Consider the following 20,567-nt stretch of genomic DNA (forward strand, 5'->3'; position numbering starts at 1 on the left):
TTGCGTAACCTGGACCGCCGATGTGAGAGCCGTGGCGCAGTTGGCAATATAGGCATGAAAAAGCGGAGGCTAGAACACGTTACCCCAGGCGTTACCCAATAGGAAAAATAGGGTAGGCGCGCGGCCTGAATTTTAAACCAAGTGACTGTATTTAGTGGCGATCCCGGCATGACTCGAACATGCGACCTACGGTTTAGGAAACCGTCGCTCTATCCGGCTGAGCTACGGGACCGCGGAACCCGGCGTCGCGGGTTCGGTCCCCTCATAGCAGAGCAGGATACGGTTCGCCAGCCGCAAGGCGGGCCATCGTCAACCCGAACAACGAGGTTGTACAATCGCTTCTGGATCGCCCCTGCGGAGCAGCCCACATGATCGACAGCATCAGCGCCATCACGCTCGGCACCCATGACATGGCGCGCGCCGTGCACTTCTACCGCTCGCTCGGGTTCGAGCTGCTGTATGGCGGCGAGGCCGCGGCATTCACCAGCTTTCGCGCCGGCAGTGGCTATCTCAACCTGACGGCGCAGCCGGACGACAAGCACTGGTCCTGGTGGGGGCGCGTCATCTTCTACGTTGCCGACGTCGACGCGACCTATGAGCAGGCGCGCGCCGCAGGATGGCATCCGTCGACCACGCCGCGCGATGCGGAATGGGGCGAGCGTTACTTCCATCTCAGCGACCCGGACGGCCATGAGCTCAGTTTCGCGCGGCCATTGTCCTGACCCGATAAGTCGCAGTCGCTGACGTTCCCCAAAGTGCAAGTAGCGCTGTCTCCGCCGCTGTGGCAAGCTAGGCGCGGTTTCCTCAAGCGAGAATTGCATCTTGGTTCTGACCAGGGAGGACGACCATGGTGACCTATGTCGTGCTGGGAAATTTCACTGATCAGGGAGTCCGCAACGTCAAGGACTCGCCGAAGCGGGCCGAGGCCTTCAAGGAGATGGCCAAAACGTTCGGCGTGACCGTGAAAGAGATCGTCTGGACGCAGGGACGATATGACATTGTGACCGTTATCGAGGCTCCGGATGAGGCTGCCGCGATGTCGCTCGGCCTTAGTCTCGGCGCACTCGGCAATGTCCGCACCGAAACGCTGCGCGCGTTCTCGGCAGCAGATATGAAAAACATCGTCGGCAAGATGCTCTGACGCTCAAGCCCGCGCGCGTGCACTGGACCTGGGATGGTGTCCCGGGGAGAGGATTCTCACGCCCTGATATTGTTGTCCTTCACCACCTTGCCCCAATAGGCGACCTGCCTGTCGAAGAAGGTCTTGAAGGCGGCGCCGTCCTGGAGCAGCAGCGTCATGTGCTGGGTATCCTTGAGCTGGGCGGCGGTCGCGGGCTCGCTCAGGATCTCCCTGGACGCCGCCGCGAAGGCTGCGACGACGTCAGGCGGCGTGCCCGCGGGCGCGAAGATGCCCCACCAGGCCAACGTCTCGAAATCGGGAAAGCCCGCCTCGATCGCGGTCTGCGTATCAGGCAGGGCCGGCAGCCGCTCGCGGCCGAGCTGCAGGATCGGACGCAGCATGTTGGTGCCGAGCTGGGCGGCGACCAGCGCCGCCGATCCCGCGATGAGATCGACATGGCCGCCGAGCACATCATTCATCGCTGGGCCGCCGCCGCGATAGGGCACGTGCATGATCTCGACGCCGGCCTTGCTGCCGAGCACGGTCATGGCGAGATGGCCGAGCGTGCCGATGCCGACGGATGCATATTTCACCGCACCAGGGCTCGCCTTGCAGGCCGCCACCACGTCGGCAAAGCTCTTATAGGGACGGTCGGCACCCGCCGCGATCACGTAAGGCGCGGTGCCGATCAGCAGCACCGGCATCAGCTCGCGCTCGACGTCCACCGGCGGCTTGTCGAGGATGGACGGAATCACCGCGTGGGAATCGAAGGTGACCAGGAAGTTCGAGCCGTCCGCCGGGCTCTTGGCAACCTGTGCCGCACCGAGCGCGCCAGCGGCGCCCGATTTGTTCTCGACCACGACGATGCGGCCGAGCTTGGTTTGCAGATTGCTCTGCAGCAGCCGCGCCATCGCATCGGTCGATCCACCCGGCGGAAACGGCACCACCAGCGTGATCTTGCCGGCCTGCGCCATCGCCGGCGTCATTGCGAAAATGGCCGGTGCGGCCAACAGCGTGCGTCGTGTGATGGTCATGGTCCCCTCCCTTTTTGTCTTCAGCGCCGGCTTTTGCTCTTTGGCGCTGGAGCATGATCCGGAAAAGTGTGCAGCGGCTTTCCGAAAGGATCATGCAAAAATGATACATCTAAAGCGCAAAGCGCTTTAGCTCGTGCCGAAGCCCGACCCCGCTTTCTTGTATTCTGGTCGAGGCGGGCTGAAGATGTCCAGCACCCGCGCACCATCGGGGCCGGCGCGCATGGTGTGCGGCACGTTGCCCGGGGTGCGCCAGAAATCGCCCTTCTTCACCGGGATCTCTTCGTCGCCCTGGACGCGGATGGCGGAGCCATCGAGCAGGACGCCCCATTGCTCCTCGGGATGATGATGCAGCGTGCCTTGCGCGTGCGGCGCCAGCGTCACCACCGACAGCATCGCCTGCTCGCCGGAGAAGATGCGCGTGGTCACTCCGGCCGCCAGCTCACGGAACAACCCGTCGCCGGGATCGTCGATGTTGTGAAATTCGTCTTTCTGGCTCACGCCATCCTCCCTTCAACGTCTATTTTGCAGCAGACTGGCTCACGACAGTCAGAAGCCGATCTTTGAACTCGGCCTTCAAGGTCACGTACACGCTGGACCAATGCCCAGCCTTGAAGTCGCAGCCGCCTTTCGGACAATAGTCTTTATCGTGATGGTCGCCGCTAAGAACGCCAAACAGGGTCATTCGATTATCGCGCATGCGAAACAGAGCGCTACCGGACGCCCCAACCTCAAACTCGCAGTTCGTTTGGAATATCGCCCAGTCCATGACCGCGCGCACCTGACACTCCTGCAGCGTCTTGTTGAACTGTCCGTACTTGTCCTTCTTTCCCGTGGCTTCGATATCATAACCGACGACCGCCAGAACATGCTCCAGCTCGGCTAGAATTTCCGTCCGTTCGTAGATCTCGTAAGGCATCACTTCCGCGGGAAACGCGAGTTTTGCGACAGCCCAATCGTTGACAACCGCTCTTGGGGCAGCATCGGCGCAGGTGCCCATCCATAGGCTCGCCGACAAAGGAATGATCCGCCTCTCCGCTCCCCAATAGTACTCGAAGATGCACTTCTCGGGTGACGTATGTGGCTTGCAAAGGTCCCGAAACGCGTGAGCGGCCGCCGTGATCACGTCGCGCGCTCCGGTGACCTGGGCACTGCTGGCTCCGCCAGGGCATCGCAGGGCTCCACTCGCCGCAAAGCGCTTTTCCACCTCACTCGGAGACAGACCTTTTGCCTTTGCGTATGCCTCTTCCGTCATTCGCCGCACTGAATCTGTCGACGAGACCGTGACGAACGGCGGCTGGGGATCATTGCCGTAGGCCTCGTTGTTTCCAGAGACCAACAAAAAGAGAACACCAGGCAGGACGAATGCGTAGCTCCTCAACATTTAAAGCAACCTCAGCATCAAAGGCATGAGAGAACTTTGGCCGAAACAAAGGTCGTGAAATCATTCTCCAAGATAGCAAAGGGCCGACTTCGACTTGCGATCAGTTCAGCCTTGCCTTGACTTAAGCGCTGCCGGATCACGCCTTTCCATATGAGCCCTGGTAGCGACCCTCGCGGATCGCCTTCAATGTCTCCTCCTCGCGCGCGACCTGGGTGCGGACCGCTTCGAGAAGCGCGGCGGCACCCGCGGCAGGAAACGACACCACGCCATCCTCGTCGCCGACGACGATGTCGCCGGGCGCGATCACGCTGCCGCCGATCGTCACAGGCACGTTGATCTCGCCGGGACCGTTCTTGTAGGGGCCACGATGGATCACGGCGCGGGCATAGCAGGGGAAGTCGTCGGCCGCGAAGGCGGCGACATCGCGGATCGCGCCGTCGATGACATAGCCTTCCGCTTTGCGCCATTGCGCGATGTTCTTCATGATCTCGCCGACCAGCGCCCGCGTCTCGTCGCCGCCGCCATCGACCACGATGACGTCGCCGGGACCGACCAGGTCGAGCGCGCGGTGGATGGCGAGATTGTCGCCCGGGCGGGTACGCACCGTGAAGGCCGTCCCCACGAGCTTGCCGCCGCGATGATAGGGCTTCAATCCAACCGCGCCGGGCAAACGGGCGAGATTGTCCGAAATGACCGAGGTCGGCGCATTCCGAAAGCCCTTGATGATCTCGGCCGGCGGCTTCGGCACGCTGTTCGCTGCGATCGTGATCGTCATGTCGCAATATCCTTCTGTAATTTTTCTATTCGGCGCGCGCCCGCGCCTACGCCGGCCAAATCCGGAAGGCGCGCGCTTCCTTCAACCACGCTGCGCGTTCGTCGCGCAACAGCGTGCGGCGGACCTTCCCGGAATCATCGCGCCGCGCGGCACATCGGACAGGGGCAGCAACATTGCACGTCTCCATTTCGTTCTTGTTCGCTTTTTCTTGTTCGTTTTTCTTGGCGTCGCCTCGAATAAGGCGCTCGCGGGGCGAAGTGTAGCAGCCGGCCAGCGCGACGCTGTGACTCCTGCGCCACGTCAAGCACAAAATGTCAGCATCGCAGCCATGAAATTCCCAGGTTCCATGGGTGACAAGCCGGCGATAAAGAGGCAAGAATCTGTCTCGACTCGGGGCGGGTTGAGTTTTGCAGGGAATGCTCTCGTAGAATGTCGGTCGTAGTTGCATCGCGTCGTGCGGCGCTGTTTGTCGTTGCCGCAGCAGGATTTTTTCTGCTGACGCTGCCGCATGCCCAGGCGCAATGGTGGAAGCGCGCGCCGGTCGACTTCGAGGAGTGCGCTGACGCCGCCGAGAAATCGCCGACCAAGGCTGAGAAGACATCCGCCCTTGCCGATTGCAACGCCAAGTTTGCCGGCCGCCGCAAGCCAGGCGGCGGCTATTCCTATTACGACTTCCTGCAGGATCGCACCTTCGACATCGCCGGACCCAATCCGACGCCGGAGGAGCAGAAGAAGATCGACGAAGCCTACACCGCCTATCTCGCCAAGGAGCGCCGCAACAACGAAGCCGCCCAGGCCACCGCGCGTCAACAGCGCGAGCAGCAAGAGCAACAGGCGCGGCAACTGCAGCAGATCGCATTGCGAACCGAGGTCGAGCGCGTGCCTATCCCCATCGAGCGGCCGAAAGTGCAGCAGACCGTCGGCCAGCGAAAGGGCGCAGCGTGCACCAAGGGCTCGTTCTCCTGCGAATGGCCGCGGCTATCGGAAAGCTTGAACGATCTGAAGAAGCTGTTCAACCCGACACCGAGCAAGCCGGCGAAGAAGAGCTGAGCTGCAGCCCTCAGTGCGAGATGACCGTAGGGTGGGCAAAGGCGCAAAGCGCCGTGCCCACCATTCATTTGTGATTGAGAGAGATGGTGGGCACGCTTCGCTTTGCCCACCCTACGAGAGCGTCGCACCTCACTTCGTGTGCTTCTTCTTACCGTGCTTCGGTTTGGCCACCGGCACATCCGCCGGCGCCGTTACCGTCGGCGAACTCCCCAACTGCGACCGACTCTCCTGCAATCGCCTATCATAGCCGGGAGAGTTCTGGACTGTCGGCGGCCTCGCATAGGCCAGCGTCGATGCGCCGCAGAGTGTCGCCAGCGCTATTCCCATCGTCCAACCACGTTTCATCGCGCTCCTCCTCGCACTCACGCCGACCCGCGGATCTGCTGCGGCGTCAGACGCGGCGGTCCGTTGCCGGCCGCCTCGGCGTCCTTGATCAGCGCAACAATGCGGCGCATCAGCGGCACCTCGACATGGTTTTGCTCGGCGAGCGCGATGACCGCTCCTTGCAGATAGTCGATCTCGGTCTTGCGGCCGTGTTTCAGGTCCTGCCACATCGAGGAGCGCGCCTCGGGATCGATCTTCATGGTTCGTCCCAGGATCACGTTGAAGATCATGTCGGGCAGTCGCAGCAAGGCCGGCGTCCGGTTCATCGGGATCGGCGTCGCCGAGATAGGCGCGATGCCGGCGGCCTTCAGCGCGGCGAGCCCCTCGGCCATCTGGTCCGCGAACAGCCTGCGCCAATCGCGGTTGGCCAGTTGCGCGGCGAGCGGCATGTCGGACAGCGCGCTGAGCGCGTTGTTCAGATTGATGATCAGCTTGCCCCATTGCACGCCGGTGATGTCACCGCTTGCGCGCATGGCAAGGCCGGGCACCGAGAGCGCCGCCGCGGTGTTCTCGGCGTCCTGGCCGATATGGATGTCGCCGGAGGTCGAGCGATGGAAGCGTCCCTCGCCCATCGCAATCACGTTGAACGGCACCATGCCGGCGAGCACGCGGCGGCCGCCAAGAGGGCTGCAAAGCCGCTCGCGCAGCACCGCGACATTGCCGATGCCGTTCTGAAGCGAGACGATGACGGCATCCTCAGGCGCGTGCTGCGCGATCTGGTCCGCGACGTCGGCGGTGTCGGCGCTCTTCACCGTGACCAACACGATGCCGGCGCTGTGGAAGATCGCAGGATCCTCCGACAGCGCGAGCTGGCCCGCGCCGAGCTTGTTCTCGGAGCCGTCGAAATCGGTCAGAAGCAGGCCGAACCGCTCGATCTCGGTCTTCACCCGCGGCCGCACCAGCAGCGCGACGCGGCGGCCCGCGGCCGCCAGCGTGCCGCCGACGAAGCAGCCGATGGCACCCGCGCCGGCCACCACGATCGGTCGATCCGTCATCACCTCACCTTGCTCCCTGAACGACCCGCCTTCGATAGCAGAGGCGGGGCCGGCAACCAATCGCGTCGCATCCGACTTGTAACGGTCATGACTGCCCCATATGTTTTCGCCCCGGGGGCAGTCAGCGGCGAGCGCTCGCCGAACGAGACGCCAAAGGAGAGCACCATGGGTCTACTCGACGTCCTCAACGGCATGCAGAACGGTCCGCGTGGCCCCAGTGCACCAAGCTCCGAAAAATCCTCCGGCGGCATGTCGCCGATGACCATGGCGCTGCTCGGCCTGCTCGCCTGGAAGGCGTTCAAGCACATGACCGCAAACCAATCCGGCACGGCACCGCAACCGTCGCCGACGCCCGCCCCTCCGCCGGTGAACGCGGACAGCGGCGGTCTTGGCGGTCTCGGAGGCCTACTCAAGGGCGGCCTCGGCGGCTTGCTTGCGGGCGGCGCGGCCGGCACCGTGCTCAGCGGCGGGCTCGGCGATCTCCTCAACCAGCTCCAGCAGGGCGGCCATGGCGATGCCGCGAACTCCTGGGTCGGCAAGGGTGAGAACAAGCCGATCGCACCGGGCGATCTCGCCAGCGCCCTCGGCGCCGATCAGATCGAGAGCCTGTCAGCCCAGAGCGGCCTGTCGCGCGAGGAGCTGCTCAACGGTCTCAGCCAGTATCTGCCGCAGGTCATCGACCATTTGACGCCGGACGGACGGCTGCCGACCGAGAACGAGATCTCGGGCAGACTTTAATCAAACTCTGATCGACGCATTCTCGGGAAGGGAAGCACACTCATGAGCATGGGCGGCCTGTTGTGGATCATCGTCGTCGGCTTCGTCGCCGGCCTCATCGCGCGCTGGCTGGCGCCGGGACCGAATAACCCGAGCGGCTTCATCCTCACCACCATCCTCGGCATCGCCGGCGCATTTCTGGCGACCTTCGTCGGCCAGGCGATTGGCCATTACAGTCCCGACCAGGGCGCCGGCTTCATCATGGCCACCATTGGCGCAGTGGTGGTGCTGTTCATCTGGCACCGGCTGGTGGCGAGCGGCGTGATCAAGGGGTAGCGGCGCAACGATAAGGAAGGCTCGCTGCCTCCGCATCGTCATGCCCGGGCTTGACCCGGGCATCCACGTCTTTCGGTCCGCGCAGCCACACGTGGATGGCCGGATCAAGCCCGGCCATGACGAGGAGAGAGCGCGTCCGCCTCACGTAATCAAATGCATCCCCGCGTCCATGCGCACGACCTCGCCGGTCATGTTGCTGGAGGCCGGCATTGCCAGGAAGCAGACGAGCTGCGCGATGTCCTCCGCGCTTGAAGCAACCTTCAGCGGCACCTTCGCCACCACGCTGTCGCGCACCTGCTTGGCGCCGGCCTCGCCGCGGCCCTTGGTGAACCAGGGCGTGTCGATATAGCCGGGGCATACGGTATTGACGCGGATCAGCGGCGCCAGCGCGCGCGACAGCGACAACGTCATGGTGTTGAGCGCGCCCTTGCTGGCGGCGTAGGCGATCGACGAGCCGACGCCGCTGATGCCGGCGACCGAGGACACGTTGACCACAGCGGAGGGCCGCCCCGAGACCTTCGCGCCGGCCTCGAGCAGGCTGCGCGCCGCGCGCACCATCTGGAACGGGCCGATGGTGTTGACACCATAGACCCGTTGGAAATCTTCGGCCGACAAGCCGTCGAGATCGGCGTGGGCTACGTGCTTGGTGGTGCCGGCATTGTTGACCAGGATATCGAGCCGCCCCCACCCGCTGGCGGCCGCGACGATCTTGCGGCAATCGTCGTCCTTCGAAACGTCGCCCTGCGCGACCAGCACCTCCGCCGCGCCGGCCTTGCGGCAGGTCTCAGCCATGGCCTCGGCCTCGGTCTTGCTCGACGAATAGTTGATGACGAGCCGCGCCCCGCTGCGCGCGAGAATTTCCGCGGTCGCGGCGCCCAGGCCTGAGGCTGACCCCGTCACGATTGCGCACAAGCCGTCCTTTGCCATCCGGAATTTCCTTCCCTCTGTAAATTGCTGGCGCCCTGTTTAGCGAGTTTGCCGCGCCCTGCAAATCGAGCAAACTCCGCTAAGCGGAATTAGCCCGTTGTTACTTGCGTCCATGCCGGCGCCGCAGGTTGACCTGCGATCAACGCTTGTCAGGGCCATGGCTTTTTCGGATCATCGGGCGCAAGAAGACCTGCGCGGCTCGCTCAACCAGGCGGCACGCGCCAACGGCAAAACACGGGGAACGCTGTGGCGGAGAGTGACAACATCGTCGTCGAGACCGCGGAGAAGATCTTCGCCGATCTCGCCGATCCGCAAACCATCAACAACGACAAGAAGAATTCCTGGCAGGGGCCGCTGTGGCAGGGGCTGAGCGAAGCCGGCCTGCCATTGTCCTGGGTGCCCGATGATCTCGGCGGCTCCGGCGCCAGCCTTGCCGACGGCTTTGCGCTGCTGAACGCCGCCGGCCGTTTTGCCGTCGCGGTTCCGCTGGCCGAGACCATGCTGGCGGGCTGGTTGCTGGCCCAGGCGAAGATCGCTTCGCCCGAGGGCGAGATGACGGTGCTGCCGGCCTCACCAAAGGATCGCATCACCCTCGATGCCGACGGCTCACTCTCCGGCCGCGCCCGCGGCGTGCCCTTTGCGAAGGCGGCCAAGCATTTTGCAGTGCTCGCACATGGCAAGGACGGCGTCTCGATCGCGCTGGTCGATGCGACCAAGGCGCGGATCGAGGGCGGGCTCAATGTCGGCTACGACCACAGCGACACCGTGACGCTCGACAGGGTCCAGCCCGTCACGCTCAAGGCTGCGCCGAAGGGTTTTGACCAGACCACGCTGATGCTGATGGGCGGCGTTGCGCGCAGCCTGCAGATCGCGGGCGCGCTGGAATCGATGCTCGACATCTCGGTGCGCTATTCCAACGAGCGCGTCGCCTTCGAGAAGAAGATCTCGAAATTCCAGGCCGTGCAGCACAATCTGGCGCGCCTCGCCGGCGAATCCGCCGCCGCCCTTGCGGCTGCGACCTCGGCCGCCGACGCCATCGCGAATGCCAAGGTCTTTGACGACGAGGTCTATCTCGAAGCCGCCGCGGCAAAGATCCGCTGCGCGGAGGCCGCGGAAAAAGGCGGCGCCATCGCACATCAGGTGCACGGCGCGATCGGTTTCACCCTCGAGCACATCCTGCACCGCTATTCGCTGCGGGCGCTGGCCTGGCGCGACGATTTCGGATCGGAGAGCCATTGGGCCGTCGAGCTCGGCAAGCTGGTCGCCACCAGAGGCGCCGACGAGTTGTGGCCGCTCGTGGCATCGCGCTGATCAGGGAGAGAAACACATGACCGCTGCGCTCCGTTTCGATCCGATCCGCCTGCCCGAAAAATGCGAGCAACTCCGCAAGGAAGTGCGCGCCTTCCTCGCCGAGGAAATCGCCGCCGGCACATTCGATCCGCACAAGCCCAACCGCGAAGACACCGACGCACCGGAATTCTCCCGCCGGGTCGGCGCCAAGGGCTGGCTTGGCATGACCTGGCCGAAGAAATATGGCGGCCAGGAGCGCTCCTTCCTCGAACGTTACGTGGTGACCGAAGAGATGCGCGTGGCCAACGCGCCGACGCGGCGCTTCTTCGTCGCCGACCGCCAGAGCGGGCCGGTGCTGCTGAAATACGCGCCCGAACATATCAAGATGGAGATCCTGCCGCGCATCTGCCGCGGCGAGATCTGCTTTGCGATCGGCATGAGCGAGCCGAACTCTGGGTCCGACCTGTTCGCCGCGAAGACGCGCGCGACCAGGACCGACGGCGGCTATCTCATCAACGGCACCAAGATCTGGACCTCGTCGGCGCACATCGCCGACTACATGATCGCGATCTTCCGGACCTCGCCGCCGACCAAGGAAAACCGCCGCCACGGCCTGACCCAGTTCCTGGTGAAGATGAAGCAGCCGGGCATCCAGGTGAACCCGATCGGCCAGATCACCGGCCAGTACGAATTCAACGAGGTCGTCTTCACCGATCACTTCATTCCTGACGATCACGTGCTCGGCGAGGTCGACGGCGCCTGGAAGCAGGCGACGAGCGAGCTCGCCTATGAGCGCTCCGGCCCCGAGCGTTTCCTCGAAACTTATTACGTGCTGACCGAGCTGGTCCGCGCGGTCGGCCCCAACCCGGACACGCGCAGCGCCGAAGGCATCGGCCGCCTGGTGGCGCAGCTCCACACCATGCGGCGCATGTCGGTTTCGGTCGCCGGCATGCTCGAGGCCGGCAAGGAGCCGGTGGTCGAGGCCTCCATCGTCAAGGATATCGGCACGGTCTGGGAGCAGCAGCTGCCGCATCGGGTGCGAGATCTCGCCGCCTTCGTCGAGGAGACCGCGACCAACCGCGAGACGCTCGAGCGGCAGCTCGACTTCGCCATCAAGACCGCACCGAAACTCACCATCCAGGGCGGCACCACCGAGGTGCTGCGCGGCATCATCGCCCGCGGACTTGGTTTGCGCTAATCAATCGAGGACATCATGAGCACCTACAAAGATATCGGCGTCGAGAAGGTCGGGCACGTCGGCACCATCGAGATCCGCCGGCCGCCGCTGAACTTCTTCGACATCTCGCTGATCAACCAGATCGCGGACGCGCTCGACGAATTCGATCGCGACATCGAGATCCGCGCCTCGGTGCTGTCGGCACAGGGCAAGGCGTTCTGCGCCGGCGCCAACTTCCAGGATCCGGCACGGCAGGCGCAGGAAGCGCGCGAGGCCGAGAAGAAGGGCGACCCCGCCGACAGCCTCGGGCCGATCAATCATCTCTACATCCAGGCCGTGCGCATCTTCCGCGCCAAGAAGCCGATCGTCGCCGCCGTGCAGGGCGCCGCCATCGGTGGCGGATTGGGCCTCGCCGTCTCCGCCGATTTCCGCATCACCTGCCCTGAGGCACGCTTCTCCGCGAATTTCACCAAGCTCGGCTTCCATCCCGGCTTCGGTCTGACCGTGACGTTGCCCGAGCTGATCGGCAAGAACAACGCCGAGCTGATGTTCTACACCAGCCGCCGCGTCACCGGCGAAGAAGCCTACAAATGGGGCCTTGCCAACGAGCTCGTGCCGCAGGACCAGGTCAAGGCGGCCGCGATGAAGCTCGCCGGCGAGATCGCCGAATGCTCCCCGCTCGGCCTGCTCTCCACCCGCGCCACGATGCGCAATGGGCTCGCCGATCGGGTGATGGCCGCCACCAATCACGAGCTAGCCGAGCAGACGCGGCTGCGCGCGACGGAGGATTTTAAGGAAGGCGTGAAGGCGACGGAAGAGCGGCGGGCTGCGAATTTCAGGGGAAGGTGAGCGCGATGCTGTAGGGTGGGCAAAGGCGCGCAAGCGGCGTGCCCACCATTTTGCTTCCAATGAAAAGAGGCGTGGGCACGCTTCGCTTTGCCCACCCTACGCTTTGCTCTGTTAGCTCACGCGGAACGTCACCCCGCCCAGCAAGAACTCGTTCCCCGCCACTGCATGCCCCCTCTCCCGGGCCACATGCAGCATGCGCGCCACGTCGGTCACACGAAACTCCAGTGCGCTCATGATCTCGCTGGCGCCTTTCACGAAGCGGAAGGTCGCATTGGGCAGTTTCAGTTCGGCGCCGCTCGGCGCAACGCCGATGATCTTGCCCCAATGCTCCGCCAGCCCCTGCGGATCCGGGCTTTGCATCTCCACCGCCGTCAGCGCCTGCGTCACGTCTTTGCAGATGAATTGTTGCCAATCCGGCCCCGCCGGCGGGTACGGCCCCAAGATATCGTCGCTGCCTTCGGTATGGTTGAACTCGATGAAGGCGGCGCGGCAGTCGCGGGGGTGAAGCTGGACGCCGTGATAGGGCGCGTGGTCGATGACGTTGGCGGTGCGCACGCCCATCGCATTGGCGTTGCGCCCGCGGTCGTCGGGATCGTTACAGCAGAAGATCGCCATATAGCCGCCGCGGCCGCCTGTTTTCTCGATGAAGCGGCCGGCCGTAGTACCGCCCTTGAAGGGCGCGACCACCTCCAGCAAAATCGTGTCGACCGGGAGCAGCGCGTTCTCCAGGCCGTATTTGGCGACATTGCCGTCGCGGTAGCACACTGTGAGGCCCATGATCTCCGCGATGTCGGAGACGACAGGCGCGAGCTGCGGCGCAACCAGGCAGATCTGTCGAAGCCGCATATAGGGCGCCATGGTCACGCGCCCCTGAGCGTCGGCTTGCGCTTCTCCACAAAGGCCTTGGCGGCCTCCTTGTGATCCTCGGTGTCGCCGCAGCGGGTGTGATGGATCGCCTCGCCGTCGAAGCAATCCTCCAGCGCCAGATGCTCGGCATTGTTGATGTTGCGCTTGATGAAGCCGAGCGCGATCGAGGGCCCCTGCGCCAGCGACAGCGCGAGCTCGTGCGCGGCGGTATCGATCTCGGTGTCGGGCACGACCTTCGTCACCATTCCGATCGCATGCGCTTCCCTGGCGGTCAGCACCGGCGACATCAGATAGAGCTCGCGCGCCCGCGCGCTGCCGAGCAGCTGGGTGAGGAAATAGGTGCCGCCGTAATCGCCGGAGAAGCCGACTTTTGCGAAAGCGGTGGTGATCTTGCAGGATTCGCTTGCGATGCGCAGGTCGCAGGACAGCGCCATCGACAGGCCCGCGCCGGCGGCCGCGCCGTCGAGCTGCGCCACTACGGGCTTCGGCATCTGGTGCAGGATGCGCGAGACCTCCATGCCGCGGCGCAAATTCGCAAGCTTCTGCTCGAACGGCAGCGGCGCGCGGCCTGCCGCCATCGACTTGACGTCGCCGCCGACGCAGAACGAGCCGCCGGCGCCCTTGAACAACACGGCGCGCACCTCGGGATCATCGGCCGCACGCCGGGCCGCTTCGACCAGCCCGGTCACCATTTCGGGGTTGAGCGCATTCTTCCGCTCGGGCCGGTTCATGGTGATGGTGAGCAGCCCGCCTTCGAGCTTTTGCAGGACCATGTCGTTCATGAGGCGTCTCCCTTGTTGTTGCTTGACCGAGCTATCGCCACACCGTCATTGCGTGGAGCCCTTGCAATGAAGCAATCCAGACTGTCTCTGCGGAAACATCTCGGGATTGCTTCGCTTCGCTCGCAATGACGAGACCTACTTCTTCACCAGCGGGCAGCGCGACTGCTCCAGCGACTGGAACGCCTCGCTGCCGGGCACGGTGGTGAGCAGCTTGTAATCGTCCCAGCGGCCCTTCGATTCCGACGGCTTCTTCACCTCGAACAGATACATGTCGTGGATCATGCGGCCGTCCTCGCGGATCTTGCCATTCTTGGCGAAAAAGTCGTTGATCGGGGTTTCCTTCATCACCTTCATCACAGTGGCCGCGTCGGTCGTCCCGGCCGCTTTCACCGCCTTCAGGTAATGCGTCACGGAGGAATAGACGCCGGCCTGCGCCGAGGTCGGCGGCCGCTTCACGCGCTCCTGGAAGCGCTTGGAGAAGGCGCGGGTTTCGTCGTTCATGTCCCAGTAGAACGCTTCCGCCAGCAGCAGGCCCTGAGCGGTCTCGAGCCCGATCGAGTCGATGTCGGTGACGAAAACAAGCAGCGGCGAGACCTTCTGGCCGCCCTTCATGATCCCAAATTCGGCCGCCTGCTTGATGGCGTTGACGGTGTCGCCGCCGGCATTGGCAAGACCAATCACCTTGGCCTTGGAGGCCTGGGCCTGCAGCAGGAACGACGAGAAATCCGAGCTGTTGAGCGGATGGCGCACGCTGCCGAGCACCTTGCCGCCGGTCTTGGTGACGACCGCGCTGGTGTCCTTCTCCAGATCCTGGCCGAAGGCGTAGTCGGCGGTGAGGAAGTACCAGCTGTCGAGACCCGTCTTCACGGCGGCAAGGCCGGTGACGTTGGCCTGGCCGTAGGTGTCGAACACGTAGTGCACGGTATAGGGGCCGCAGGCCTCGTTGCTGAGACGGATCGAGCCCGGGCCGTTGAAGATCACGATCTTGTTGCGCGCCTTGGCGATCTCGCCGGCGGCAAGCGCAGTCGCGGAGGCCGCGACGTCGTAGAGCATCTCGACGCCCTGGTTGTCGAGCATGTCCCGGGCGATGTTGGCTGAGAGATCGGCCTTGTTCTGATGGTCGGCCGCGAGCACCTGAATCTTGCGTCCGAGCACCTCGCCGCCAAAATCCTCGACGGCCATCTTGGCCGCGGTCTCGCTGCCGGGGCCGGTGATGTCCGCATAGAGGCTCGACATGTCCAAGATGCCGCCGATCTTCAGCGGTGGCTTGTCCTCGGCCTGCACGGCGCTCGCGCTGAGGGCAAACGCTGCAGCGAAAATGCCCGACAAAACATGCTTCATGGAAAACGATCTCCCTTATCGCGCCGTGCTCTGATGGCGGCTTGGTTATTGCTCTTGGTTATCGCTGTTGCCGCAATCATGCCGCATGCGCAAGAGCGCAGCAAGCGCGGGGACGTTGCGAGAGTAGGATTGCGGTTTTCGTTTTCCGCAAAACGGAATGGTGCGATGACGCGAGATGTTTCGCCGCCGTCATTGCGAGCGTGAAACGTACCAGGGAAGCCCCACACTCGCCGCCGTAGGGTGGGCAAAGGCGCACTCTTCGCGCCGTGCCCACCACCCGCGCGATTGGCAAAGACGTGGGCACGCTTCGCTTTGCCCACCCTACAGGGCCCCTCTTCGTCGTTGGCGTCGTTTGAGTTATGATCGACACGCAACGCAATCTCTCCGGGTCACGTGACGCGACTGCTTCATCTCATCGTCGTATTTGTCCTCGTCGCGACTACCGCGCTCGCCAGTCCGTGCCAGTTCGAGTCCCAGGGCGAAGGCCGCGTCGCGGCCATCGTCGATGCGCGCAGCGTGCGCCTGAACGACGGCCGCGAGATCCGTCTCGCCGGCATCGAACCGACCGCGGCCACGAAGCAGGCGCTGACATCGCTGCTCGCCGGCCGCGACGTGACCTTCCGCGGCAGCGACGACACGCCCGACCGCTACGGGCGCCAGGGCGCGCTGGTCTTCATCGGCGAAAGCGACACCTCGGTGCAGGCCATGCTGCTCGCCGAGGGCGAGGCCATGGTCTCCGCCGAGATCACGGACAAGGACTGCGCGGCCGCCCTGATGGCGTCGGAAGCAGCGGCACGGCGCCAAAAAAAGGGCAGTTGGGCTGACCCGTCGGCCATAAAAAACACGGAAAGTCCGGACGATATTTTGGCAGGGATCGGGCGTTTTGTGGTGGTCGAGGGTAAAGTCCTGTCGGTCCGGCAAGCTGGGGCAATGACCTACCTCAACTTCGGACGAAACTGGACACGGGGCTTTGCGGCGACTATTTCAAAACGCACGCTGCCGGCATTCGAAAGCGCCGGCATTACCCTTAAGTCCCTGGAGAATAAGCGTATTCGAATTCGGGGCTGGGTCGAGGGGAATACGGGGCCGCGTATCGATATACGCCTCGTAGGACAGGTCGAATTGCTAGGCGCAAACGAACCGACAGGGGTAAGGCCTTAAGCGGGCCGGGCACGGGTTAAGCGACGTGAATGGGGTGCTAGAACGGCACGGACGAGGTGATGGCCGCCGCCTGCGGGCTGCGCCGGCCGCGCTATGCCTTGTCCTGGGCACGGCGCTGACGGGCTGCGGCGATATGGGCCGGTTCCAGACGGCTGCGGCGCCCACCGCCGTGGCGATGCCGAAGCCGAAGCCGGCCGTCGCCCAGACCCCCGCCACCGAGAAGGAGCACGAGCGCATCCTGGCGAGCTATGGCGGCACTTATGACGATCCCAGGCTCGAATCACTCGTCAGCAAGACCGTCGACCGGCTGGTCGCGGCCTCCGACCGTCCCGACCAAGGCTACAAGGTCACCATCCTCAATTCCGGCGCGGTGAACGCCTTCGCGCTGCCGAACGGCCAACTCTATGTCACGCGCGGCCTGCTTGCGCTTGCGAGCGACACCTCGGAATTGTCCTCCGTGCTCAGCCACGAGATGGCGCATGTGCTGTCCAAGCACGCCGCGATGCGCGAGGACCAGGCGCGCCAGGCCGCGATCGTCACCCGCGTCGTCACCGACATGAGCAACGATCCCGATCTCACCGCGCTGGCGCTGGCCAAGACCAAGCTCACCATGGCGAGCTTTTCGCGCAAGCAGGAGATCGAGGCCGATGGCATCGGCGTCGGCATCTCGGCCAAGGCGCATTTCGACCCCTATGGTGCGGCACGCTTCCTGTCGGCGATGGAGCGCAATGCCGAGCTGAAGGCCGGCAAGTCTTCGCTCGATCCGCGCGCGCAGGATTTCACCTCGTCGCATCCGGCGACCCCGGAGCGCGTGCAGAACGCGCAGAACATCGCACGGCAATACACCGCGCCTGAAGGCGCCGAGCGCGACCGCGAGAGCTATCTCGCCGCGATCGACAACCTCGTCTACGGCGAAGACCCCAGCGAAGGCTTCGTGCGCGGCCGCAGATTCCTGCATCCGAAGCTCGGCTTCACCTTCCAGGCGCCGGATAATTTCACGCTCGACAACACCGCCCAGGCCGTGATCGGCGTGCGCGAGGGCGGCGCACAGGCGATGCGTTTCGACGTGGTGCGCGTGCCGGCCGAGCAGTCGCTCGGCGACTACCTCAATTCCGGCTGGATGGAGGGCGTCGAGAAGGCCTCGACCGAGGATATCACGATCAATGGTTTTCCGGCCGCGTCCGCCACCGCCAAGGGCGACCAGTGGCAGTTCAAGGTCTACGCGCTGCGGTTCGGCAGCGACGTCTATCGCTTCATCTTCGCGACGCGGCAGAAGTCGACCGAGAGCGAGCGCAACGCGCGCGAGACCGTCAATTCATTCCGCCGCCTGACGCTCGAAGAGATCCAGGCGGCCCGGCCGCTGCGCATCAAGGTCATCACCGTGCAGCCCGGCGACACCGTGGAATCGCTGTCGCATCGCATGGCGGGTGTCGATCATCCCGCCGAGCGCTTCCGCGTGCTGAACGGGCTCGATCGCACCGCGCAGGTGAAGGTGCGTGATCGCGTGAAGATCGTGGCGGATTGACGCTGCGCGCGTAGCCGTGCGCGCTAAAACAGCAAATGCTGATCTGAGCTACAAATCGCGCTGCCGTAGGGTGGGCAAAGCGAAGCGTGCCCACCACCTCTCTCAATCATCGACAGATGGTGGGCACGGCGCTTACGCGCCTTTGCCCACCCTACGAGACCTGTGGTGCGGTGGCGATGCGAACCCTAGCGCCCCGTATCCATGTCGCCCTTCTCGCGCTGGCCGCTGAGCCAGAGCGCGAGCAAGGTCCAGAAGGCGCCGGACAAGAGATAGGCACCCGAGGCGATGACGCCGAGATTGGTGGCGAGCAGCAACGCGACCAGCGGCGCGAAGCCGGCGCCGAACAGCCAGGCCATGTCCGAGGTCAGCGCGGAAGCGGTGTAGCGGTACGCCTGCTTGAAGTTCGAGGCGATCGCGCCGGAGGACTGGCCGAAGGACAGGCCGAGCAGGATGAAGCCGATTACCATGTAGATCGTCTCGCCGAACGCGCCGGCGTCGAGCAGCTGCGGGGCAAAGCCGCTGTAGATCGCGATCGCGATCGCCGATCCCATCAGCAGCGATTTGCGCCCCACACGGTCGGCGATGATGCCGGAGATCACGATCGCGGCGACACCGAACACGGCGGCGACGATCTCGATGATCAAGAAGCGCACCGGGCTTTCGCGGGTGAACAGGAACACCCAGGACAGCGGAAACACCGTCACCATGTGGAACAGCGCGAAGCTCGCGAGCGGCGCGAACGCGCCAAGCATGATATTCTGGCCTTCGCGGGCGACGGTGTCGGAGATGCGGGCGGGCTGCAATTCGCGGGTCTCGAACAGCGAGGCATATTCCTCGGTCGTCACCATGCGCAGACGCGCGAACAGCGCCACGACGTTGATGGCAAAGGCAACGAAGAACGGATAGCGCCAGCCCCAGTCGAAGAAATCGTCGGCCGAGAGGTTACCGGCGAAATAGGCGAACAGCGCGCTCGCCACGATCAGCCCGAGCGGCGCGCCGAGCTGCGGCACCATCGCGTACCAGCCGCGCTTGGAGGCCGGTGCGTTCAGCGCCAGCAGCGACGCCATGCCGTCCCAGGCGCCGCCCCAGGCCAGACCCTGCGCGATGCGCGCCAGCGCCAGCAGCCAGATCGCGGCAACGCCGATGTCGTGATAGCTCGGCAGGAACGCCAGCGCGACGGTGGCGGTGCCGAGCAGGAACAGCGCCGAGATCAGCTTGGCCGTCTTGCCGTAGGCACGGTCGACCGTCATGAAAATGACGGTGCCGATGGGGCGGGCCATGAAGGCCAGCGCGAAGATCATGAAGGAATAGAGCGTACCGGTCAGCTCGCTCGCGAACGGGAACACCAGGCGCGGGAACACGATCACCGAGGCGATCGCGAAAACGAAGAAGTCGAAGAATTCCGAGGTGCGGCCGATGATGACGCCGATGGCGATCTCGCCGGGACTGGCCTGGTCGTGGCCGTGCTCGCCCGTGTGGAGGTCTGCCATTGCGGGGGTCTGTGCCGTCGCCATGCGTGCGCCCTTAACGTCCTGAAAACCAAAGCCGACCGCCCGGCGGGGCGCCAGGCAATCTGGCCCTGTCTGACCCAACATTTCGCACCGCAACATTGGACAAATTGTCCAATGTCCGGATTGCTGCGCCGCAGCTACCCATTGGCCCCGCAAAGGAAACTCATTCTCAAAGGCTCGGCCCGTGTCTCGTCTCAAGATCCTGGCGCTACTACCTCTGGCTGCTGCGCTCAGCGGCTGCGACTACGTCGTGCTGGCGCCAGCCGGCGATATCGCAGCGCAACAGCGCGACCTCGTCATCATCTCCACCGTCCTGATGCTCCTGATCGTCGTCCCCGTGATGGCGCTGACGGTGCTGTTCGCCTGGCGCTATCGCCAGTCCAACACGGACGCCCGCTACGAGCCGGATTGGGACCACTCGACCAAGCTCGAGCTGGTGATCTGGTCGGCCCCGCTTCTGATCATCGTTTGCCTGGGCGCGCTGACCTGGATGGGCACGCATCTGCTCGACCCCTATCGCACGCTCGGCCGCATCCATGCGGAGCGCGCCGTGGACCAGTCCAAGGCGCCGCTCGAGGTCGACGTCGTCGCGCTCGACTGGAAGTGGCTCTTTATCTATCCGGACTACGGCATCGCCACCGTCAACGAGCTCGCAGCTCCGGTCGATCGTCCGATCAAATTCCGCATCACGGCGTCCTCGGTGATGAACTCATTCTACATCCCCGCGCTCGCCGGTCAGATCTACGCGATGCCGGGCATGGAGACCAAGCTCCATGCCGTCGTCAACCACGCCGGCACCTATAAGGGCTTCTCGGCGAACTACAGCGGCGCCGGCTTCTCCGGCATGCACTTCAACTTTTGGGGTCTCGACGACAAGGGCTTTGACGCCTGGATCGCCAGCGCCAAATCCGCCGGCGGCTCGCTCGGCCGCGCCGAATATCTCCAGCTCGAAAAGCCGAGCCAGAACGAGCCGGTGCGCCGCTGGGGCACCGTCGATGCCGATCTCTACCGCCTGATTCTCAACATGTGCGTCGAGACCGGCAAGATGTGCCAGAGCGAGATGATGGCGATCGACGCCAAGGGCGGCGCCGGCCACCAGGGCCTGAACAACACGCTGCCGCTGGCCTACGACAAATACGCCCGCCGCGGCACCGCGCTTGGACCGGAGCCGAGCTTCGTCGCCGGCACCTGCACGCCAGATGCGCCGCAGGGCAAGACCACCGCCTCCATCACGGCACCCGTCGACACCGCGCCGCTGCTCGGCGCCGGCCTGAAGCGGCCATCCTTCACGCCGCTGAAGTCCTCGTCCTTCTTCCTCGGACAGCGTCCGAAGTCTGACTCCTAA

Annotated in this window: 23 protein-coding genes and 1 tRNA gene; 11 read left to right on the forward strand and 13 right to left on the reverse strand. The window is 64.4% G+C overall.

Annotation, left to right across the window (positions count from 1 at the left end; all coding sequences use genetic code 11):
- Positions 1-155: 155 nt before the first annotated feature.
- Positions 156-232: transfer RNA gene (locus tag IVA79_RS03135), tRNA-Arg, on the reverse strand.
- A gap of 136 nt (positions 233-368) precedes the next feature.
- Between IVA79_RS03135 and IVA79_RS03140 the strand changes: the two genes are divergently transcribed.
- Both IVA79_RS03140 and IVA79_RS03145 read left to right on the forward strand, forming a co-directional pair.
- Positions 369-722 (forward strand): VOC family protein, encoded by a 354-nt coding sequence (locus tag IVA79_RS03140; protein ID WP_247550311.1) that lies wholly within the window; start codon positions 369-371, stop codon positions 720-722.
- A 125-nt stretch (positions 723-847) separates the two neighbouring features.
- Entirely contained in the window at positions 848-1,141 is a 294-nt protein-coding gene (locus IVA79_RS03145) for a GYD domain-containing protein (protein ID WP_247550312.1), read from the forward strand.
- Positions 1,142-1,197: 56 nt separating this feature from the next.
- Here the strand turns inward: IVA79_RS03145 and IVA79_RS03150 are convergent, their stop codons facing one another.
- From IVA79_RS03150 to IVA79_RS03170, 5 genes are all read right to left on the reverse strand, one after another.
- The gene (locus IVA79_RS03150) at positions 1,198-2,154 is read right to left on the reverse strand and encodes a tripartite tricarboxylate transporter substrate-binding protein (protein ID WP_247550313.1); all 957 of its coding nucleotides are present in this window, start codon (positions 2,152-2,154) and stop codon (positions 1,198-1,200) included.
- 126 nt (positions 2,155-2,280) lie between these two features.
- Positions 2,281-2,652, reverse strand: a complete 372-nt coding sequence (locus IVA79_RS03155) for a cupin domain-containing protein (RefSeq protein ID WP_247550314.1) — start codon at positions 2,650-2,652, stop codon at positions 2,281-2,283.
- Positions 2,653-2,671: 19 nt separating this feature from the next.
- Entirely contained in the window at positions 2,672-3,535 is an 864-nt protein-coding gene (locus IVA79_RS03160; RefSeq protein WP_247550315.1) for a hypothetical protein, read from the reverse strand.
- Between the two features lie 136 nt (positions 3,536-3,671).
- Positions 3,672-4,310, reverse strand: a complete 639-nt coding sequence (locus tag IVA79_RS03165) for an RraA family protein (RefSeq protein WP_247550316.1) — start codon at positions 4,308-4,310, stop codon at positions 3,672-3,674.
- Between the two features lie 46 nt (positions 4,311-4,356).
- Positions 4,357-4,686, reverse strand: coding sequence for a hypothetical protein (locus IVA79_RS03170; RefSeq protein WP_247550571.1), 330 nt, complete (start codon positions 4,684-4,686; stop codon positions 4,357-4,359).
- 53 nt (positions 4,687-4,739) lie between these two features.
- On the opposite strand from IVA79_RS03170, the gene IVA79_RS03175 reads away from it, so the two are divergent.
- Entirely contained in the window at positions 4,740-5,360 is a 621-nt protein-coding gene (locus IVA79_RS03175; RefSeq protein WP_247550317.1) for a hypothetical protein, read from the forward strand.
- A 129-nt stretch (positions 5,361-5,489) separates the two neighbouring features.
- Here the strand turns inward: IVA79_RS03175 and IVA79_RS03180 are convergent, their stop codons facing one another.
- Both IVA79_RS03180 and IVA79_RS03185 read right to left on the reverse strand, forming a co-directional pair.
- Positions 5,490-5,705, reverse strand: a complete 216-nt coding sequence (locus tag IVA79_RS03180; protein WP_247550318.1) for a hypothetical protein — start codon at positions 5,703-5,705, stop codon at positions 5,490-5,492.
- A 17-nt stretch (positions 5,706-5,722) separates the two neighbouring features.
- Positions 5,723-6,742, reverse strand: coding sequence for a 2-dehydropantoate 2-reductase (locus IVA79_RS03185; protein WP_247550319.1), 1,020 nt, complete (start codon positions 6,740-6,742; stop codon positions 5,723-5,725).
- A 162-nt stretch (positions 6,743-6,904) separates the two neighbouring features.
- On the opposite strand from IVA79_RS03185, the gene IVA79_RS03190 reads away from it, so the two are divergent.
- On the forward strand, positions 6,905-7,477 hold the full coding sequence (locus IVA79_RS03190; RefSeq protein ID WP_247550320.1) for a YidB family protein: 573 nt from the start codon (positions 6,905-6,907) through the stop codon (positions 7,475-7,477).
- 42 nt (positions 7,478-7,519) lie between these two features.
- The gene (locus IVA79_RS03195) at positions 7,520-7,792 is read left to right on the forward strand and encodes a GlsB/YeaQ/YmgE family stress response membrane protein (protein WP_014490354.1); all 273 of its coding nucleotides are present in this window, start codon (positions 7,520-7,522) and stop codon (positions 7,790-7,792) included.
- 141 nt (positions 7,793-7,933) lie between these two features.
- Here IVA79_RS03195 and IVA79_RS03200 read toward each other — a convergent pair whose 3' ends face one another.
- Positions 7,934-8,719, reverse strand: a complete 786-nt coding sequence (locus tag IVA79_RS03200) for an SDR family oxidoreductase (protein ID WP_247550321.1) — start codon at positions 8,717-8,719, stop codon at positions 7,934-7,936.
- Between the two features lie 246 nt (positions 8,720-8,965).
- Here IVA79_RS03200 and IVA79_RS03205 point away from each other — a divergent pair, with 246 nt between their 5' ends.
- Genes IVA79_RS03205 through IVA79_RS03215 form a run of 3 tightly spaced genes read left to right on the forward strand, consistent with a single transcriptional unit; the run spans position 8,966 to position 12,035 of the window.
- On the forward strand, positions 8,966-10,030 hold the full coding sequence (locus tag IVA79_RS03205) for an acyl-CoA dehydrogenase family protein (protein WP_247550322.1): 1,065 nt from the start codon (positions 8,966-8,968) through the stop codon (positions 10,028-10,030).
- Between the two features lie 16 nt (positions 10,031-10,046).
- Positions 10,047-11,207: an acyl-CoA dehydrogenase family protein gene (locus tag IVA79_RS03210; protein ID WP_247550323.1), complete on the forward strand. Its 1,161-nt coding sequence runs from the start codon at positions 10,047-10,049 to the stop codon at positions 11,205-11,207.
- 15 nt (positions 11,208-11,222) lie between these two features.
- The gene (locus tag IVA79_RS03215; protein WP_247550324.1) at positions 11,223-12,035 is read left to right on the forward strand and encodes an enoyl-CoA hydratase/isomerase family protein; all 813 of its coding nucleotides are present in this window, start codon (positions 11,223-11,225) and stop codon (positions 12,033-12,035) included.
- Positions 12,036-12,146: 111 nt separating this feature from the next.
- Here the strand turns inward: IVA79_RS03215 and IVA79_RS03220 are convergent, their stop codons facing one another.
- The 3 genes from IVA79_RS03220 to IVA79_RS03230 all read right to left on the reverse strand — a co-directional run bounded on the left by IVA79_RS03220 (position 12,147) and on the right by IVA79_RS03230 (position 15,025).
- A complete protein-coding gene (locus IVA79_RS03220) occupies positions 12,147-12,893 on the reverse strand; it encodes a hypothetical protein (RefSeq protein WP_247550325.1) in 747 nt (248 codons plus the stop codon).
- Between the two features lie 2 nt (positions 12,894-12,895).
- Positions 12,896-13,684: an enoyl-CoA hydratase gene (locus IVA79_RS03225; RefSeq protein ID WP_247550326.1), complete on the reverse strand. Its 789-nt coding sequence runs from the start codon at positions 13,682-13,684 to the stop codon at positions 12,896-12,898.
- Between the two features lie 135 nt (positions 13,685-13,819).
- Positions 13,820-15,025, reverse strand: coding sequence for an ABC transporter substrate-binding protein (locus IVA79_RS03230; RefSeq protein WP_247550327.1), 1,206 nt, complete (start codon positions 15,023-15,025; stop codon positions 13,820-13,822).
- Between the two features lie 393 nt (positions 15,026-15,418).
- On the opposite strand from IVA79_RS03230, the gene IVA79_RS03235 reads away from it, so the two are divergent.
- Together IVA79_RS03235 and IVA79_RS03240 are read left to right on the forward strand one after the other, a co-directional pair.
- Positions 15,419-16,186, forward strand: coding sequence for a thermonuclease family protein (locus IVA79_RS03235; protein ID WP_247550328.1), 768 nt, complete (start codon positions 15,419-15,421; stop codon positions 16,184-16,186).
- Between the two features lie 133 nt (positions 16,187-16,319).
- Positions 16,320-17,711, forward strand: a complete 1,392-nt coding sequence (locus tag IVA79_RS03240) for a M48 family metalloprotease (RefSeq protein WP_247550559.1) — start codon at positions 16,320-16,322, stop codon at positions 17,709-17,711.
- A gap of 185 nt (positions 17,712-17,896) precedes the next feature.
- Here IVA79_RS03240 and IVA79_RS03245 read toward each other — a convergent pair whose 3' ends face one another.
- A complete protein-coding gene (locus IVA79_RS03245; RefSeq protein ID WP_247550329.1) occupies positions 17,897-19,225 on the reverse strand; it encodes an MFS transporter in 1,329 nt (442 codons plus the stop codon).
- Between the two features lie 181 nt (positions 19,226-19,406).
- Here IVA79_RS03245 and cyoA point away from each other — a divergent pair, with 181 nt between their 5' ends.
- Positions 19,407-20,567, forward strand: coding sequence for a ubiquinol oxidase subunit II (gene cyoA, locus IVA79_RS03250; protein ID WP_247550330.1), 1,161 nt, complete (start codon positions 19,407-19,409; stop codon positions 20,565-20,567).

Source organism: Bradyrhizobium sp. 138 (assembly GCF_023074075.1).
In the GTDB taxonomy this organism is placed as follows: domain Bacteria; phylum Pseudomonadota; class Alphaproteobacteria; order Rhizobiales; family Xanthobacteraceae; genus Bradyrhizobium.

Bases quoted from the DNA above. Each gene is read 5' to 3' on its own strand.
- IVA79_RS03140 (WP_247550311.1), top strand. From the start codon at position 369: ATGATCGACAGCATCAGCGCCATCACGCTCGGCACCCATGACATGGCG.
- IVA79_RS03145 (WP_247550312.1), top strand. From the start codon at position 848: ATGGTGACCTATGTCGTGCTGGGAAATTTCACTGATCAGGGAGTCCGC.
- IVA79_RS03150 (WP_247550313.1), bottom strand. From the start codon at position 2,154: ATGACCATCACACGACGCACGCTGTTGGCCGCACCGGCCATTTTCGCA.
- IVA79_RS03160 (WP_247550315.1), bottom strand. From the start codon at position 3,535: ATGTTGAGGAGCTACGCATTCGTCCTGCCTGGTGTTCTCTTTTTGTTG.
- IVA79_RS03165 (WP_247550316.1), bottom strand. From the start codon at position 4,310: ATGACGATCACGATCGCAGCGAACAGCGTGCCGAAGCCGCCGGCCGAG.
- IVA79_RS03175 (WP_247550317.1), top strand. From the start codon at position 4,740: ATGTCGGTCGTAGTTGCATCGCGTCGTGCGGCGCTGTTTGTCGTTGCC.
- IVA79_RS03180 (WP_247550318.1), bottom strand. From the start codon at position 5,705: ATGAAACGTGGTTGGACGATGGGAATAGCGCTGGCGACACTCTGCGGC.
- IVA79_RS03190 (WP_247550320.1), top strand. From the start codon at position 6,905: ATGGGTCTACTCGACGTCCTCAACGGCATGCAGAACGGTCCGCGTGGC.
- IVA79_RS03195 (WP_014490354.1), top strand. From the start codon at position 7,520: ATGAGCATGGGCGGCCTGTTGTGGATCATCGTCGTCGGCTTCGTCGCC.
- IVA79_RS03200 (WP_247550321.1), bottom strand. From the start codon at position 8,719: ATGGCAAAGGACGGCTTGTGCGCAATCGTGACGGGGTCAGCCTCAGGC.
- IVA79_RS03210 (WP_247550323.1), top strand. From the start codon at position 10,047: ATGACCGCTGCGCTCCGTTTCGATCCGATCCGCCTGCCCGAAAAATGC.
- IVA79_RS03215 (WP_247550324.1), top strand. From the start codon at position 11,223: ATGAGCACCTACAAAGATATCGGCGTCGAGAAGGTCGGGCACGTCGGC.
- IVA79_RS03220 (WP_247550325.1), bottom strand. From the start codon at position 12,893: ATGGCGCCCTATATGCGGCTTCGACAGATCTGCCTGGTTGCGCCGCAG.
- IVA79_RS03225 (WP_247550326.1), bottom strand. From the start codon at position 13,684: ATGAACGACATGGTCCTGCAAAAGCTCGAAGGCGGGCTGCTCACCATC.
- IVA79_RS03230 (WP_247550327.1), bottom strand. From the start codon at position 15,025: ATGAAGCATGTTTTGTCGGGCATTTTCGCTGCAGCGTTTGCCCTCAGC.
- IVA79_RS03240 (WP_247550559.1), top strand. From the start codon at position 16,320: ATGGGCCGGTTCCAGACGGCTGCGGCGCCCACCGCCGTGGCGATGCCG.
- IVA79_RS03245 (WP_247550329.1), bottom strand. From the start codon at position 19,225: ATGGCGACGGCACAGACCCCCGCAATGGCAGACCTCCACACGGGCGAG.